Consider the following 15,716-nt stretch of genomic DNA (forward strand, 5'->3'; position numbering starts at 1 on the left):
AACACCCGGTTTATGAGCGGATTCCTCGTTTTCTTTCCCCAATATTCCTACTAGAAACCGGGTGTTTTCCGTAAGTCCTAAATAAAATAGCTGCCAACATTTTTTGTGAATAAAACAGGAACTGGGAAATAATCAATGAACAATCAGCAACCAGGGACGCCGTTAGGAAACATTTTAGTAGTAGACGATACAGCAGAAAACCTGCGTCTGTTGTCTACGATGTTGACTCAGAGGGGATACACCCCCCGCTGCGTGATTAACGGAAAAATGGCTTTGAGAGCCTGCAATTCTAATCCACCAGATTTGATTTTGCTCGACATAATGATGCCGGAAATGAACGGTTATGAAGTTTGTCAGCACTTGAAAGTAGAGCCTAAAACTCGCGAAATCCCGGTAATTTTTATCAGCGCTAAAGATGAAGTTTTTGACAAAGTAAACGCATTTGCTGTGGGAGCTGTTGACTATATCAGCAAGCCATTTCAGTTTGAAGAAGTGCTCGCCCGCATCGAAAGTCACCTTAGCCTGCGGAATTTACAAAAGCAGCTAAAAGAACAAAATATGCTGCTGCAAGAAGAAATCACGAGCCGCTTAGCAGTGGAAAAAACTCTTCAGGAAAAAAACCAAATCTTGCAACAAGAAATCAGCACCCGTCGCGCTGTTGAAAAAGCTCTGCAAGAGCAAAATTTGGTACTCCAACAAGAGATATCCCACCGCCAGCGCGCCGAATCTGCTTTATTAAAATCTAACCAAGAATTGGCGCGTTCAAATGCAGAACTAGAACAATTTGCTTATGTGGCTTCTCATGACTTGCAAGCGCCTTTAGCAACCATTGCTAGTTACGCTCAACTTTTAGAAAAACGCTACAAAGACCAACTCGACAGCCAAGGTAGTAAGTTTATCGGCAATATCGTTCAGGGTTGCACCCGAATGCAAACTTTAATTGACGATTTACTCGAATATTCGCGCGTTGGCCGGAGTCGGAAACCTTTTGAACTGACAGATTGCAATCATGCAGTCGAGCAAGCACTCGCGAACCTGCAAGGGGCAATCCGCGAGAATAAAGCCGTTGTCACCTACAGCGAATTACCAACGGTAATGGGGGATAGTTCTCAACTCGTACAGCTATTTCAAAATTTAGTCAGCAATGCGATTAAATATCGCCACGATGCACCGCCTGTGGTTCATATTGCCGCTTGTAAACAGGAGGAAAACTGGTTAATTTATGTCTCAGATAATGGAATTGGGATTGCTCCCCAGCATCAAAAACGTATCTTTCAAATTTTCCAGCGCTTGCACACTCAAAGAGAATATTCTGGGACAGGTATTGGTTTAGCAATTTGTCAAAAAATTGTGGAACTTCACGGCGGATGTATCTGGGTAAAATCGGAACCGGATCAAGGTTCAACTTTTTACTTTACTCTCGCTTAATTGAGACATAACTTCGGCCACAGCTATAAGCTATAAGGGAGGTAAAATTAATTACTTTCTATATTCTAAATCCTAACCTAGAAGATATAATCTAGAAGGTAATACTATTGAATATGGCCGATGAAAGCAGTAAAGAATTGGGAAAAATGTGACTATCGGGGTGTGGATATGGGCTATAGTTGCATTTTTTTAATTGGTATAAATGCCCAGTTATAATAAAAATTATTTTCCGTTGACAGTCTAGTTGGTGCGTGATATAATTTTAATTATTAAACAAAATTTTTGTAGCGCTTGCTTACCCTCCCTAATCTGACGGTCAATGTATGTGTACGTGCAATTGAATGACTGCCCTGAAAATAAAAGGTAGAATTCAAGTTAGTTTAACATTTTCTTGATTATTTTCTTGATTAATAAATATTATGAAAGCAGTTTTTAACTTAGCTTTGCCTCCTATCTGCTTTAAAGTTCTGTTAGTAGAAGACAACCCTCATGAAGCTGAGCTGATTGAAGATTTGCTGTCAGAAATAGGTGGCTCGCAGCGTATAGTGCTGACGAAAGTAGAGCGTCTCAGCGAAGCGCAGCAGCGATTGAATCAAGAAACTTTTGACATAATTTTATTAGACCTTTCATTGCCTGATAGTCTGGGAATCGAGACGGTAGCTCGGGTACAAGAGTACGGGGTAAATGTGCCGATCGTAGTTCTGACCGCCCAAAACGACGAAGAACTTGCCCTGCGGTTGATTGCGGTCGGCGTACAGGATTATTTGGTAAAAAGAAAAATTGACAGCGAACTGTTAATTCGATCGCTCCGTTACGCCATAGAACGCCAGAACAGTCAAGATGCTTTGCGAAAAAGTGAAGAAAAATATCGCTCGGTGGTGGAAAATTCCCTGATCGGCATTGCCATCATCGCTCCAATTATTGACAGCGAAATTCCTCTAAATTGCCACTGGATAGAAGTTAACGATGCCCTGTGCAATTTGCTGGGCTATGAGCGCTACGAACTCGTGCAAAAGAATTGGCTAGAGTTGACTCATCCAGAAGATTTGGAGGCTAATTGTGAAAATTTTTCTCAGATGTTAGCAGGTAGGCTCGACGGTTACATCTTAGACAAAAGGTGGCTCAGAAAAAACGGCGGAATAGTTCACACGCGAGTTTCCCGGCGCTGCATCCGTCGCCTGGATGGGTCTATCGACCGGATAATCGAAGTAGTGTTGGACGTGAGCGATCGCTACCGCTACGAAGCCAAACTGAAAGCGTCAGAAGAATTTTTAAACCACACCATAAATGCTACGCCAGACCCAATTTTCGTCAAAGATGAGCAACACCGCTGGATGATATTAAATGATGCTTTTTGTCAGTTGGTCGGCCAATCCCGGCAAGAACTGATCGGCAAATCAGATTATGACTTTTTTCCCCAATCAGAAGCTGCTGTTTTTTGGACAAAAGATGAAGAAGTATTGACAACTGGTATCTGCTTGGAAACCGAAGAAAAATTTACAGACTCGGCAGGGAAAGAACACATAATTTCTACAAAAAAAAGCGTCTTCCAAATAGCAGATGGTAGTAAAGTAATAGTCGGTACAATTAGAGATTTTACCGCATATAGGCAGCAACAAAAAGCCCTGGAACAAAGCGAAGCTCGCTTTCAAAAATTGGTAGCTAATCTGCCGGGAATAATTTATCAATTACGAATGTCAGCCACTGGAAAAATGTCTTTCCCCTACATCTCTTCAGGCAGCCGGCAACTCTACGAATTAGAGGCAGAAGCAATAGAGCAAAATGCGGAACTGATTTCCAGCGGAATTCACCCAGACGATCTCTTAGATTTAAAAGCATCGATCGCAATTTCAGCCACTACGCTGGAACCTTGGCAGCAGCAGTGGCGGCAGACTTTACCATCTGGAAAAGTTAAGTGGCTGCAAGGAGCTGCGAGACCAGAAAGGCTCACTAATGAGAGCAAATCTGGCAGCGCAGGCGATATTCTCTGGGACGGTTTAGTGATGGATATCACTGAATTAAAGCAGGCACAAACAGAGCGCGATCGTTTTTTTACCATATCCTTAGACTTGCTTTGTATTGTAGGTTTTGACGGTCATTTTAAACGTTTAAACCCAGCTTGGTCAACAGCTTTAGGCTACAGTATTAGTGAATTGTTTGCCAAGCCAATGATCGAATTTGTTCATCCAGACGATCGAAAAGCTACCGCAGCGGAAGGAGCCAAACTAATTGCGGGTTCGTCCAGTATCTCCTTTGAAAACCGCTACATCTGCAAAGACGGTTCTTACAAATACTTCCTGTGGACGGCATCGCCATTTAGCGAAGAAGGTTTAATCTACTCAGTCGGTCACGACATTACCTCTCGTAAACAAGCAGAGTCCCAACTCCAGCGACAATCAGTAGCAATGGCCGCTGCTTATGACGGCATCGCCATTTTTAATAACAATAAAGAATGTATTTATTCCAACGACGCTTATCTCAAAATGTACGGCTTGGCTAGCCCTAGCGAACTGTATGGGAAGCAATGGAAAATGCTCTACAGCAAAGCAGAAAATTTATTTTTTGAACTACAAATAATGCCGATGCTCCTGCAAAATGGGTACTGCAATATAGAAGCTATCGGTGAGCGCCGTGACGGTACTAAGTTCCCTCAAGAATTGTCGCTGACCATGCTTGTCGGTGGCGAAATAATTTCTATAGTCCGCGATATAACTAATAGAAAACAGGTAGAATCAGCCCTGCGATCGAGCCAGCGTCGCTACCAAACTTTAGCAGAAGCATCGCCAGTTTGCATATTCCATACCGATACCTTGGGAAATTGCCTTTATGTGAATAAACGGTGGAGCGAAATTACGGGATTAAACCCAGGAGTAGCAGCAGAAATAGGCTGGATGAATGCCATACACCCCGATGATGTCGAGCGAGTAAAAAATGAATGGCATCTAGCAATTTTTGAGAAAATTCCTTTTAAATCAGAATACCGCTTTCAGCGTCCAGACGGTCGGGTAATCTGGGTGATCGGTCAGGCAATTGCAGAAATCGGAGACAAGCAGGAAATTAAAGGCTATATCGGCACTATTACTGATATTAGCGATCGCAAACAAGCAGAATTAGATTTGCTGCGAGTTACTCAAGCGGTGGAAAGCACCAGCGATGCGATCGGCATTGCTGACTTGACAGGGCGATCGCTCTACCACAATCAAGCTTTTGTTCAACAGTACGGCTACACCGCAGAAGAACTAAACACAGCAGGCGGATTAACAGCAATTTACCCCCAAAGTAATGTGCTGCTAGAAATGTTTAAAACGATCCGTAAAGGCAAATCTTGGCAAGGCGAACTCAAAATCAACACTAAAAACAACAAACTGGTAACAACTTTATTTCGCGCCGACGCCATTAAAGATGAAACTGGTCATTTAATCGGGTTAGTGGGAGTAATTACCGACATCACCGAACGCAAACAAGCGGAGATCGCCCTGCAGCAGCAATTAAGGCGAGAACGGCTGGTAGTTGCCATGCTCGATCGCATTCGCTCCTCCCTAAACTTAGAAGAAGTCCTGACAACTGCTGTCGAACAAGTGCGGCAATTTTTGCAAACAGACCGCACAGTTATTTACCGCTTTAATCCCGACTGGAGCGGTATTGTAGTTGTCGAATCTGTAGCCAAAGATATAGTTTCGCTGCAAGATTTTGACTATTTGGATACGTGTTTTAGAGATAAATTTGTTGATATTTACCAGCAAGGAAATATTCGCGCTATAGAAGATATTTACGCGGAAAATATGAGTGAATGTCACATTAAATTCCTAGAAAAATTTGAAGTTAAAGCTAACTTAATAGTGCCAATTTTACAAGCACGAGAAAGCATTTCCCAAGTCCAACCGACGGCAGAAAATCAGCTCTGGGGACTCCTGATCGCTCACGATTGCAGTGGCCCCCGTTCCTGGGATTCCTCAGAAATAGAATCTCTCCGGCAATTGTGCGTGCAATTGGCGATCGCGATCCAGCAATCGACGCTATTTCAACAAGCAAAAACGGAAATTGTCGATCGCAAACTTGCAGAATCTGCCCTCCAACAAGCTGCATTAGCTGCTGAAAGCGCCAACCGCGCCAAAAGCGAATTTCTTGCGAATATGAGCCATGAACTACGCACGCCTTTAAACGGCGTTTTAGGTTACACTCAAATCCTCAAAACCGACAAAGACTTAAGCTCTGATCACCAAGAAAGTCTCAGCAATATTCAACAGTGCGGTCAACACCTGCTGATGTTAATCGACGATGTTTTAGATCTTTCCAAAATTGAAGCTAGAAAAATGGAACTCTACCCGGAAGAGTTAAATTTTCTAAATTTTACGAAAAACCTTGCTGATCTCTTTCAGATGCGGGCGTCTCAAAAAGAAATTTTATTCCATTACGAACAAGTCTCTCCCCTGCCTAGCGGCGTTCGTGTCGATCCAAAAAGATTGCGCCAAATTCTCATAAATTTACTCAGCAATGCCGTTAAATTTACTAACAGCGGCGGTGTGACTTTCAAAGTCGGCTATGTCGGCACAGGGGCCTGGAGTCGAGGGCAAGAAGAAAATTATGAGTTCTCGACTTTGAGTTCGGAACTGAAAGAAAATTATATGCGCTTCGCCCACAATCCGATCGCAGCCAAACACGCTTTAAAAATCCGCTTTCAAGTCGAGGATACCGGCATGGGAATAGACGAAAGCAAGTTAGAAGAAATATTTTTGCCATTCCACCAAGTAGGAGGCAATACGTTTGTTGAAGGTACAGGTCTCGGACTCTCGATTAGCCAGAAATTAGCGAAACTAATGGGTAGCGAAATTCGCGTGCACAGCACTTTGGGAAAAGGCAGCACTTTTTGGGTAGATTTAGAATTGCCAGCAGCTAAACGGTACTTAGAGGTGTCTCCTTTGCAGGAAAAACGCTGGCTTGTCGGTTTTGTTGGCAACAAGCAGAAAGTGCTAATCGTGGATGACAATCAACTGGATCGCGATTTGTTGTGCAGGCTGCTGCTGCGTTTGGGGTTTGAGGTTGCAGAGGCCCAAAACGGTCAAGAATGCCTCTGCAAAACAGTTGAATTTCAACCAGATATCATTTTAATGGACTTGCGGATGCCTGTAATGGATGGCTTAGAAACGGCAAGAAGACTGCGGCAGTTGCAGGAAGTAAAAGATGTTGTGTTAATCGCTATGTCAGCTAGCGTTTTCGAGGCTACGCAGCAAGATAGCATCCTCGCAGGGTACGATGCTTTTCTTCCCAAACCGATCGAAGCAAATCACTTTTTGGAACAGTTGCGCGTGCGTTTGGGACTAGAATGGATTTATGGGGAATCTTCGGAAAACAAAAAGCGCAAACATCCCAGTTTGTCACCAGCCTCTGATTTTCCTGCTTATTCTTCTCTGTTACCTGCAGCTTCTGAGTCGGTAGTAAAACTTTTGAAACTCGCAGCTATGGGCGACATTGAAGAAATTTTTGATGAGAGTGCTAAGCTGGAGAGTTTAGAACCTAATTTAATGCCGTTTGTCTCGAAGCTGCGCCAACTTGCTAAGGGATTTCAGCTCAAACAAATTCGGAATACTTTAAAGCAATATATCGATGGTCAGTAGTCAGTAGTCAGTGGTCAGTAGTCAGTAGTGATATCATGTGCGATCGCTCGATAGGACATGATATCACTCTAATAGCCAACCAAATAATTCTCCTACTGTCAGTTGCAATTCCCTGGCAAAAGATGGCATGGGCAATAACTGTTCCGGTTCGTCAAATACCTCCGTTGATTGAGTCGGCCGATATACAAAAACCGATCGCTCCTCTGGATCGATTAACCAACCCATTTGAGTTCCGTGCTTGAGACAATGTAAAATATTTTTAGTAACTTTAGTTTGGCTTTGGTCGGGGGAGAGGATTTCAATTGTCCAATCCGGGGCGCTCGCAAACACATTTGCCACACCACCATTTTCTTTACGGGGAATGCGCTCCCAAGTGAATACACTCACGTCTGGAACGATCGCTCGACCGCCAAAAATGCACCGTAGTTCGGGAAATGCTCGCGCCACCTTTTGAGGTTTGAGAGTAGCATTAGCAGCACTTGTCAACTCGCCTTGAATGACACTATGTTCTCCTTGAGGCATGGGTTTTTGAATGATTGCACCGTCAATGTACTCGCTGGCTGGTTTGGTTTCTGGCAACTTCAGAAACTCTTGGAGAGTCAAAGATTTTGGCAGGGTTTGTACCATCCGATTTTACCTATAAAATAGAGTTTCATCTGCTATTTTACCCAAAAGTCCCGGACTCGTGCGATCGGCGATCCACTTACTTCAACATCCGGCTATAGCACCTTGCATCCTGCGGCTAATCTTGCTTCTATATATTCAGAGACAGTTTTTGAGAGAGTTGGGATTGAAATTACTTTGCCTCAGTAACGGCCACGGAGAAGACGCGATCGCCCTTCGCATCTTGCAGGAACTGCAACAGCACCCGCATCCGCCAGAATTAGCCGTGTTTCCGCTAGTGGGTGAAGGGCAAGCTTTCGCTCAACTAGAAAACGCCCGCATCATCGGCCCGGTGCAGCGGATGCCTTCGGGCGGCTTTATTTACATGGACGGGAGGGAATTTTTGCGCGATGTCAAAGGCGGCCTGCTGCAGTTGACAATCGCTCAGTTTAAAGCCATCCGCGCTTGGGTGCGGACCCAACAACAGTCTGGGAATCAAGACGGCGTTATTTTAGCCTGCGGGGATATTGTACCGCTGCTGTTTGCTTGGCTCAGTGGCGCGCCCTATGCCTTTGTCGGTACTGCCAAGTCCGAGTATTATTTGCGGGACGAGGACGGGCTTCTGGCTCGCAAATCCAGGGTCTTTGGTGGGTGGAATTGGTCGCGATCGGTTTATTTGCCTTGGGAGCGCTGGTTGATGACTCGATCGCGCTGCCGGGCCGTTTTTGCCAGGGACGCGCTCACCGCCGAGACTTTACAAAAGCTGGGAATTCCCGCTTACAATCTCGGAAACCCGATGATGGACGGACTCGAACCGGAAAACCCCGCCGGTTTTTACGGCCCTGACGCAGAGTTTCGGGAAATCGAGCGATCGCTCATCATCACCTTACTCCCCGGTTCTCGAGCGCCGGAAGCCTATGCTAATTGGCTGCTAATAGTAGAGGCTGTAGCCGGAATTTTATCGCTGTTTGCCGATCGCAAATTGTTATTTTTCGGAGCCATTTCTCCCCAGTTAAACTTAGAAGCTTTGCGACCTAGTTTAGAATTTTTCGGCTGGCGACAAGACGGCGAAATTAGAACGCAGCGGCGAGAAGGAAGTATTTTGCGACCTCCTGTTTCTAGCGCTCAAGAAATGCAGAAAGAATCTCCTAATTTACTATTGCCCATGACATTTGTGCAGAGAAACGCCACGATGATTTTGACTCAGCAAAGTTTTAACGATTGTTTGTACGAAGCCGATTTAGCAATAGCAATGGCAGGTACGGCTACAGAACAATTTGTAGGTTTAGGAAAACCCGCGATCGCCATTCCCGGAAACGGCCCGCAATTTACTTTCGCTTTTGCAGAAGCTCAAAGTCGCCTGTTAGGCCCGTCATTAATTTTAGTCAAACATCCCGCCGAAGTTGCCGGCGCCGTGCAGTCTTTGCTCCGCGACCCCGACAGGTTGCAGCTAATCGCTGAAAATGGCTGGCGCCGCATGGGAGAACCCGGTGCAGCAGCCAGAATTGCCGAATGTTTAATTCAGCGGTTCGGCGGTGAATGCAGCAATTCTCAATTGCCTGCAATCGACTAGGGACAAAACAATGTTTTGTCCCTACCAAATATCTTTAATTCTACTTTTTAAACAAAAATCTCGTTGGCTAACTACTAACTTCCGTTGTCTGTAGTGAGGAATGCAAGTCCTCTGATTTTTATGAGGACTTGCATTCCGATGCTGCAAACCAATTTTATTGTGGTTGTTCGAGTAGGTGTGCAGGGCCGCGCACCTTACTAATAAGCTGTTCTGCCTTGAAATTGTATGTCAAAAAAAATCAAAGTCTTGTGGGGGGGGCGTCCCGCCCGCCCTGAATATACAATTTAAATGCGCGACAGCTTACACCACTTGCAGAAAAATTTAATTCGCCGTTTTTTCCGAAGATGGAACCCAGAAATTAGCTTGAGGAATTTTAAAATCAGACTTAACCAACACTCCCGGTTCTCGCTGCACAGGCAGCACATCTAAAGTATCCGTTTGCGCGCAATATTTTAAATCTTCAATAACACCTAAACCGAGGAGGCGCTGACCGTGGCTGGCCCTTTCCAACAATTCGTGCAACCTATCTTGCCAGTGCAAATAAAGAGCAATAGCCCCAAATACTTCATCGTTACCAGCAAAATCGCTCGCAGGAATACCGCTTTCTGCCAGGAGACTTTGGGCGATCGCACCAGCACAAACCGTATCTTCCAACGAATAACTCCCTTCCCAACCAGAACCCACAATCCAAATAGTTTCCGGTTTTTTATTTAACAAAAACTGCACCACAGATTTGCGGTTAATCAAAGCCGCCGTTAACACAGTTGCAGCAGCTTGCACTCGTTCCAAAGCGCGAGTACCGTTAGTTGTGCTGATAAAAATTCTCTTCCCAGTCACCTTTTCTGGCGTGCAGTCCAGCGGAGAATTTCCCATGTCAAATCCGTCAACTTTGCCGCCGCCGCGCTCTCCAGCGCGAATCCGCTTATCTGCAGGCCATTTTTCGCTCTCGGCCATTAGCTTACCTAAGTCGCTGAAAACTTGGACAGCTTCCGCCCCATTATTCAGGGCCGTTGCCATTGTCGTAGTCGCCCGCAGCACATCAACTGCGATCGCGCAAGCCGGCATTTTGTCGCCTGGCGTAAGTTCCGGGGTATGGTAAATAAAAAGCTTCACTTTTGGGCAACCTGCGATAAATCCTCATCAGTCATAATAATGGAAAATGGATGATAGAAAATAGAGTCGAGTCCTCAAAAGCAGAAAATATGTCAAAACAGTTAAATTCAAACCCCGCCCACGCCGCCATTACCGCACCAATTGGACTCCTGGCAGGTTTCACTTATCCTTTGCGAGCTTTCACGCTAATTTTGCAAACTCCCAAGCTGTGGACTTATGTATTAGTTCCCGTGGTGCTAAATTTTATAATTGGTATTGGTCTTTATTTAAGCTTGCTATTTCCCAGTTTGGCTAGGATAGACGTTTTGGTTGCCGATTTGTCCGTCCGATTTAATGCTTTAATTGCGAGTTTTCCAGCTTGGCTGAGCTTTCTTGGCGTGTTAACAGTCGCTTTCGGCTGGCTGCTGCGCGTACTCCTAGTGTCAGGACTTTTGCTGATAATTGGATTTTTGTTAGTGCAGTTTGGCGTGATTTTAGGTTCGCCCTGGTACGGCAAACTTTCCGAACAATTGGAACTGCTGCGGAACGGTCAATTGCCCGCAGAAGCACCAATGAATTTGGCGAGTAGTTTTGAGGATATTCAAAGGGCGATCGCCTTTGAACTGCGAAAACTACAAATTTTGTTGAGCGTCGGTATACCGCTGCTGCTGCTAAATTTCATTCCAGGAGTCGGCTCTATTCTTAGCAGTTTGGGTGGCGTAGCTTTGGGCGCGACTATTGTCTGTTTGGACTTTTTAGATGCACCTTTGGAGAGGCGGAGGCGACCTTTTCAGGAGAAGTTGGAGATCATTTGGGCGAGTTTGCCGGCCAGCGGGAGTTTTGGTTTGGTTTGTTTGGGTTTGGTAAGCATTCCGCTGTTGAATCTGTTGGCGATTCCGCTGTGTGTGACGGCGGGAACGTTATTTTTTTGCGATCGCATTTGGCCGGCGCGCTTTGCCCCAGAAGAAAGAAAGAGCGATCGAGAAACTAACATTACAACTTAAAAACTAGGGAGATGCTTCTTCCTTCGGCTGACTCTGGGAGTTAAGACCCAAAAACGGGCTTAACAACAGCCAGCTAATGAAGAAAAATGATGCTGTAAATAGCTGGACAATATCGATCGCCGACAAATATCCGTCAGATAATAGTGCAATAGTTCTATCTGTCAGCCCGAATATCCAAGAGAGAATCCCAAACAGCCAAATGCCTTTTTGGAGCATGGGCAAAAATGCTGAAACTTCGGAGTTTTGCTGCTTGTTCATTGATTTAGCCCTTGTTTGCGAAAAGTCTAATTAACCGGGGCACCCCAAGGGCTTAAGGATTTTTGGTGTCTCCTCGGATTCCCTTTGTTATCTATATGTTAAGAAATATTTCCCGATATGACAACGCGCCCTGAGAGGGATTCCCGCATCTATCTCAAGAGGTAGTTGGAGCGCTGACAAAGAGTTATATTTGCTACACTTTGGCAGCGACGCTAGAGATTTTGCCGATTTTTTGAGAGATAAATTGCTGACCACGGATAGCAGCGGGATCTCTTGGCACAAAAAAAAGCTTGTAATTTATATTGAATTATACCATACTACAAAATGAACAAGTCTGGTTAAAGAACGATCGTGAGTTTTGTACTGAGGAGGGAGAGTTATCAAAGCCCTAAAAGCCACAGCACAAACAATTTGATGATCAGTATCAACCCGGCTTGATATGAGTTCAGCGTCAATAAAATCGAACAATGGCACGCTTAAATCAGATTATTGCGATCGAAAAAGGCATCAAAAGCCGATCCGTCCAAGAACTCGCAGAAGCTCAAAAAGCACTCCAGAAGCCCGCTGTGCTTTCTGGAATCTCCCGTACTTACCGCCCCAAAGACGAAGAAGGCGAACAACTGCCGCCAGAGTCCAAAAAAGTTGAAGTCAAAGCCGAAGAGATTATCCGCAAAACGACTGAATTTTTGACCAAACTCTTCGACGTAACCGCAACCAAAGATTGGACAAATTGTAGCGCCAGCGCTGACATAACTGTAGACGATCAGAACTGCTGGGTTTTATGGTAATTTATCAATCAAAGTGATACGACTTCCCCAAAAAAGAATGCAAAACCAAGCTCTAAACCGATACAGCGTCAGTCATTTCCAATCTAAAATCTAAAATCTAAAATCTAAAATGGTATGATTTACTGCATCAATCCTCAATGCGAACAACGCGAAAATCCTGCTGCTGCTCAAAATTGTCAGGCTTGTGGCACGGATTTGTTAATTGCCGATCGCTATCGTATCCTTAAACCAGTGCGATCGCCCAATCCCGCACGCCCCACAGACATCTTTGAAGTCGAAGACTTGGGAACCGGGGAAAACGAATGGGGCACTGTCAAAATTTTAAAAGTCTTGAAACACGCCCACAATCCCGATTTAGTTCGCTTGTTCAAGCAAGAAGCGCGAGTTTTGATTTGGCTGGCCGGAAAGGGTTCAGTTCCCCATGTCGAACCTGACGGTTATTTCCAAATTAAACTCCCCCATAACTTCCAGAAATTGTCTTGTTTGGTGATGGAAAAAATTAGCGGAGAAAACTTGGCAGAATTCTTAACTAAAAAACAGTACGTTTCTCAAAAGCTGGCTCTTGATTGGCTGCAACAAATGCTTCGTATTTTGCAGGAAATCCACAAACATCATGTAGTGCATCGGGATATTAAGCCATCCAACCTGATGGTTGAAGCCAATGGAAAATTGAGATTAATTGACTTCGGCGCCACCACAGAAGCAGAGATAGAGACCGCACCCATAGGTTCTGCTGGATACGCTGCACCGGAACAAATTCTAGGTAAAGCAGGCGTGCGATCGGATTTTTTTGCTTTAGGGCGTACTTTTGTACACTTATTAACAGGCATAGAGCCGATCGACTTTCCCGTTAATGAAAAAACTGGTAAAATTAATTGGAGGAACCAGGCTGTAGATATTGACCCGTTACTTCTAGAGTCGATCGACGAATTGATCGAACCGCTACCGGAAAACCGACCGGAAAATACCCAAGTTATTTTAGAAAAATTAGAAAAATTAAAAATTCACGACGCAGACCCCCTGAAAAAGGGGGACGCAACATCGCTTCAATAAATCTCTTCCAACCTGCGAAAATCCCGCTCAACTTCCGCCCACAAAGCCCGATTGTGAGGGTCAGTTTTCACAGCCTTTTTCAAATAAATTCTCGCCTTATCAACCTGCTTTTCTCCGATCAAATGCCGTCCCCAGCGCTGATAGGCGATCGCCTGCCACTGACGCACCTCCAAATCTTCGGGAACCCGCTGGGCCAAACCCTCAATCAAGGCGATCGCCCGCGGGAACCTCTGATATTTCAGCAACTGCTGCAACTCAACATAAGCATCTTGCTTTAACTTTTGTTCTACCGCCGACAGATCCGCATTAGATTGAACCGCGGCCTCTTTTCGAGTCACTTTAACTGCTTGCGGTTGAGCTTTCACCCCCAGATCCGGCGGTGTCGAAGTAGGCGGCACAGTTGAATTGGCAACTTTCGACTCCGCAACATGGTGGGGGGCAACATTCACCAGGAACTTATAAGCCTCAGTAATAGCAATAAACTTATTTTTAGCCTGTTCGTTTCCCGGATTCACATCGGGGTGATACTGTCTCGCTAACTGCCGATAAGAGGTCTTAACTTGCGATAAACTCGCACCTGACCTCAGTCCTAACTGTCGGTAATAATCTGCAATATCCATTTAGCATGAATGAGCGTTGATAATTCCATTAAATATGGCAGAATCCTTAAATGTAAAGATTCTGCCAAAATTTAGTGCGAACTAGGTTGTAGTGGGAGGGTTGCCCACACTACGGTCGCGCAAAAATAACTTACGGACGATCTTCGATTACTCTGTCAATCAAGCCGTATTCCTTGGCTTCCTCAGCGGACATGAAATAGTCGCGATCCATGTCCTTCTCGATTTTCTCGATCGGCTTGCCAGTATTCTTAGCATAGATATTATTGAGCTCGTGGCGCAGCCGCAGAATCTCTTTCGCCTCAATCTGAATATCCGTTGCTTGTCCCCGCGTGCCCCCAGAAGGCTGGTGAATCATGATTCGCGAGTGAGGCAAAGCTAAGCGTTTCCCCTTCGCACCGGCAGCTAACAGGAAAGAACCCATCGAAGCAGCCAAGCCCACACAAATCGTCACCACGTCTGATTTAATGTGCTGCATGGTATCAAAAATAGCCATGCCTGCCGACACCATTCCCCCTGGGGAATTGATGTACAAAATAATATCCTTACCAGAATCTTCCGAATCAAGATAGAGCATCACAGCGATGATTTGATTGGCAATTTCATCGTCAATGTCTCTGCCCAAGAAAATAATTCGTTCCCGGTAGAGGCGATCGTAGATATTAATCCACTGAGTATCATAACCACCCGGCATTTTGTAGGGAACTTTTGGCACACCTATAGGCATAATTCGGAACTCCGTTTAGTTGGTAATTGGTGATCGGGCAATTGGGCATCGGGCAATTGGGCAATTGGGCAATTGGGCATTGGGCATTGGGCAATTGGGCAATTGGGCATTGGGCATCGGGCATTGTTAGTCATAAAAAGACTATTTAGTAACTAATCAGGGTAGGAACTACTAGGCATTAACCCTTAATTCTTACTCATTCCCGATTCCCGATTCCCGATTCCCAATTCCCGATTCCCGATTCCCGATTCCCAGTTAGATGACTCCTGCAGGCAGCGGTTTCGGCAATTCTTCCGAACTTTCAAGAACGCGATCGATCAAACCGTATTCTTTCGCTTCATAAGGCGTCATGTACAGCAACCGATCCATATCTTTAGTAATCTTTTCGATCGGTTGGCCAGTACAGCTTGCAAAAATATCAAGCATTGTCGCTTTATTTGCCAGCACTTCCTTAGCCCGAATTTGAATGTCGCTTGCTTGACCCCGCGTGTAAGCCTTGGGTTGATGCAACACAATCGAAGCGTGGGGCAAACTCGCCCGAAAGCCTTTTGTACCGGCCGCTAACAGCATCGCAGACATCCCCATTGCCGAACCGAGGCAAATAGTGTGCACAGGCGGCTTAATGTACCTGATCGTATCGCAGATAGCGAAGGCTTCTGTTTCAAAGCCGACGGGTTCGCCACTGTAACCAGAAGTGCCGGTCGAGTTGATGTAGATTTTGATCGGCTTATCCGGGTCTTCGTACTGCAAGAACAACAGTTCAGCGATAATCAGTTCTGTTACCGCAGGCACCAGAGGCATCCCCAGATAAACGATCCGCTCCTTCAGCAACAGGGATGGCAAATCGGGAGGTGGCGTCCGAGAGTTCCCTTCCCCGTAGTATGGCGATTGCACAGCTTTAATTGGTGTGTTCATATAACCGAAATGTTGCCTGAACTGATGGAGCTATTCTTAAAGA

The 15,716-nt window shown here is 45.3% G+C and carries 12 protein-coding genes; 6 read left to right on the forward strand and 6 right to left on the reverse strand.

Features of this window, described 5'->3' with window-relative positions; genetic code table 11:
* Window positions 1–135: 135 nt before the first annotated feature.
* Window positions 136–1,428: an ATP-binding protein gene (locus tag QUA03_RS02140; RefSeq protein WP_333209282.1), complete on the forward strand. Its 1,293-nt coding sequence runs from the start codon at window positions 136–138 to the stop codon at window positions 1,426–1,428.
* 419 nt (window positions 1,429–1,847) lie between these two features.
* Entirely contained in the window at window positions 1,848–7,043 is a 5,196-nt protein-coding gene (locus QUA03_RS02145) for a PAS domain S-box protein (RefSeq protein WP_333209283.1), read from the forward strand.
* A gap of 63 nt (window positions 7,044–7,106) precedes the next feature.
* Here the strand turns inward: QUA03_RS02145 and QUA03_RS02150 are convergent, their stop codons facing one another.
* Window positions 7,107–7,670: a Uma2 family endonuclease gene (locus QUA03_RS02150; protein ID WP_333209284.1), complete on the reverse strand. Its 564-nt coding sequence runs from the start codon at window positions 7,668–7,670 to the stop codon at window positions 7,107–7,109.
* 163 nt (window positions 7,671–7,833) lie between these two features.
* Between QUA03_RS02150 and QUA03_RS02155 the strand changes: the two genes are divergently transcribed.
* Window positions 7,834–9,219 carry a lipid-A-disaccharide synthase-related protein gene (locus QUA03_RS02155; RefSeq protein WP_333209286.1) on the forward strand — a complete coding sequence of 462 codons (1,386 nt, stop codon included), beginning with the start codon at window positions 7,834–7,836 and terminating at the stop codon, window positions 9,217–9,219.
* Window positions 9,220–9,540: 321 nt separating this feature from the next.
* Here the strand turns inward: QUA03_RS02155 and QUA03_RS02160 are convergent, their stop codons facing one another.
* The gene (locus tag QUA03_RS02160) at window positions 9,541–10,332 is read right to left on the reverse strand and encodes a 2-phosphosulfolactate phosphatase family protein (protein WP_333209288.1); all 792 of its coding nucleotides are present in this window, start codon (window positions 10,330–10,332) and stop codon (window positions 9,541–9,543) included.
* 89 nt (window positions 10,333–10,421) lie between these two features.
* On the opposite strand from QUA03_RS02160, the gene QUA03_RS02165 reads away from it, so the two are divergent.
* Window positions 10,422–11,315 (forward strand): EI24 domain-containing protein, encoded by an 894-nt coding sequence (locus QUA03_RS02165; protein WP_333209291.1) that lies wholly within the window; start codon window positions 10,422–10,424, stop codon window positions 11,313–11,315.
* Between the two features lie 3 nt (window positions 11,316–11,318).
* Here QUA03_RS02165 and QUA03_RS02170 read toward each other — a convergent pair whose 3' ends face one another.
* Window positions 11,319–11,573, reverse strand: coding sequence for a hypothetical protein (locus QUA03_RS02170; RefSeq protein WP_333084919.1), 255 nt, complete (start codon window positions 11,571–11,573; stop codon window positions 11,319–11,321).
* 467 nt (window positions 11,574–12,040) lie between these two features.
* On the opposite strand from QUA03_RS02170, the gene QUA03_RS02175 reads away from it, so the two are divergent.
* Together QUA03_RS02175 and QUA03_RS02180 are read left to right on the forward strand one after the other, a co-directional pair.
* Window positions 12,041–12,361 carry a DUF7873 family protein gene (locus tag QUA03_RS02175; RefSeq protein WP_333209293.1) on the forward strand — a complete coding sequence of 107 codons (321 nt, stop codon included), beginning with the start codon at window positions 12,041–12,043 and terminating at the stop codon, window positions 12,359–12,361.
* A 114-nt stretch (window positions 12,362–12,475) separates the two neighbouring features.
* A complete protein-coding gene (locus QUA03_RS02180; RefSeq protein WP_333209294.1) occupies window positions 12,476–13,414 on the forward strand; it encodes a serine/threonine-protein kinase in 939 nt (312 codons plus the stop codon).
* Here QUA03_RS02180 and QUA03_RS02185 read toward each other — a convergent pair.
* The 3 genes from QUA03_RS02185 to QUA03_RS02195 form a co-directional block, all read right to left on the reverse strand.
* On the reverse strand, window positions 13,408–14,034 hold the full coding sequence (locus QUA03_RS02185) for a J domain-containing protein (protein ID WP_333209296.1): 627 nt from the start codon (window positions 14,032–14,034) through the stop codon (window positions 13,408–13,410). The two genes, QUA03_RS02180 and QUA03_RS02185, sit on opposite strands and share 7 nt — an antisense overlap.
* 130 nt (window positions 14,035–14,164) lie before the next feature.
* Window positions 14,165–14,758: an ATP-dependent Clp protease proteolytic subunit gene (locus tag QUA03_RS02190; RefSeq protein WP_172188328.1), complete on the reverse strand. Its 594-nt coding sequence runs from the start codon at window positions 14,756–14,758 to the stop codon at window positions 14,165–14,167.
* 255 nt (window positions 14,759–15,013) lie between these two features.
* Entirely contained in the window at window positions 15,014–15,673 is a 660-nt protein-coding gene (locus tag QUA03_RS02195) for an ATP-dependent Clp protease proteolytic subunit (RefSeq protein ID WP_333209298.1), read from the reverse strand.
* Between the last annotated feature and the right edge of the window lie 43 nt (window positions 15,674–15,716).

It is taken from the genome of Microcoleus sp. S36b_A4 (assembly GCF_036700645.1).
Lineage (GTDB): Bacteria > Cyanobacteriota > Cyanobacteriia > Cyanobacteriales > Microcoleaceae > Microcoleus.

What these genes read in the sequence shown, in the direction of transcription:
- QUA03_RS02140 (WP_333209282.1), top strand. Translation starts at nt 136, where the DNA reads ATGAACAATCAGCAACCAGGGACGCCGTTAGGAAACATTTTAGTAGTA.
- QUA03_RS02145 (WP_333209283.1), top strand. Translation starts at nt 1,848, where the DNA reads ATGAAAGCAGTTTTTAACTTAGCTTTGCCTCCTATCTGCTTTAAAGTT.
- QUA03_RS02150 (WP_333209284.1), bottom strand. Translation starts at nt 7,670, where the DNA reads ATGGTACAAACCCTGCCAAAATCTTTGACTCTCCAAGAGTTTCTGAAG.
- QUA03_RS02165 (WP_333209291.1), top strand. Translation starts at nt 10,422, where the DNA reads ATGTCAAAACAGTTAAATTCAAACCCCGCCCACGCCGCCATTACCGCA.
- QUA03_RS02170 (WP_333084919.1), bottom strand. Translation starts at nt 11,573, where the DNA reads ATGAACAAGCAGCAAAACTCCGAAGTTTCAGCATTTTTGCCCATGCTC.
- QUA03_RS02175 (WP_333209293.1), top strand. Translation starts at nt 12,041, where the DNA reads ATGGCACGCTTAAATCAGATTATTGCGATCGAAAAAGGCATCAAAAGC.
- QUA03_RS02180 (WP_333209294.1), top strand. Translation starts at nt 12,476, where the DNA reads ATGATTTACTGCATCAATCCTCAATGCGAACAACGCGAAAATCCTGCT.
- QUA03_RS02185 (WP_333209296.1), bottom strand. Translation starts at nt 14,034, where the DNA reads ATGGATATTGCAGATTATTACCGACAGTTAGGACTGAGGTCAGGTGCG.
- QUA03_RS02190 (WP_172188328.1), bottom strand. Translation starts at nt 14,758, where the DNA reads ATGCCTATAGGTGTGCCAAAAGTTCCCTACAAAATGCCGGGTGGTTAT.
- QUA03_RS02195 (WP_333209298.1), bottom strand. Translation starts at nt 15,673, where the DNA reads ATGAACACACCAATTAAAGCTGTGCAATCGCCATACTACGGGGAAGGG.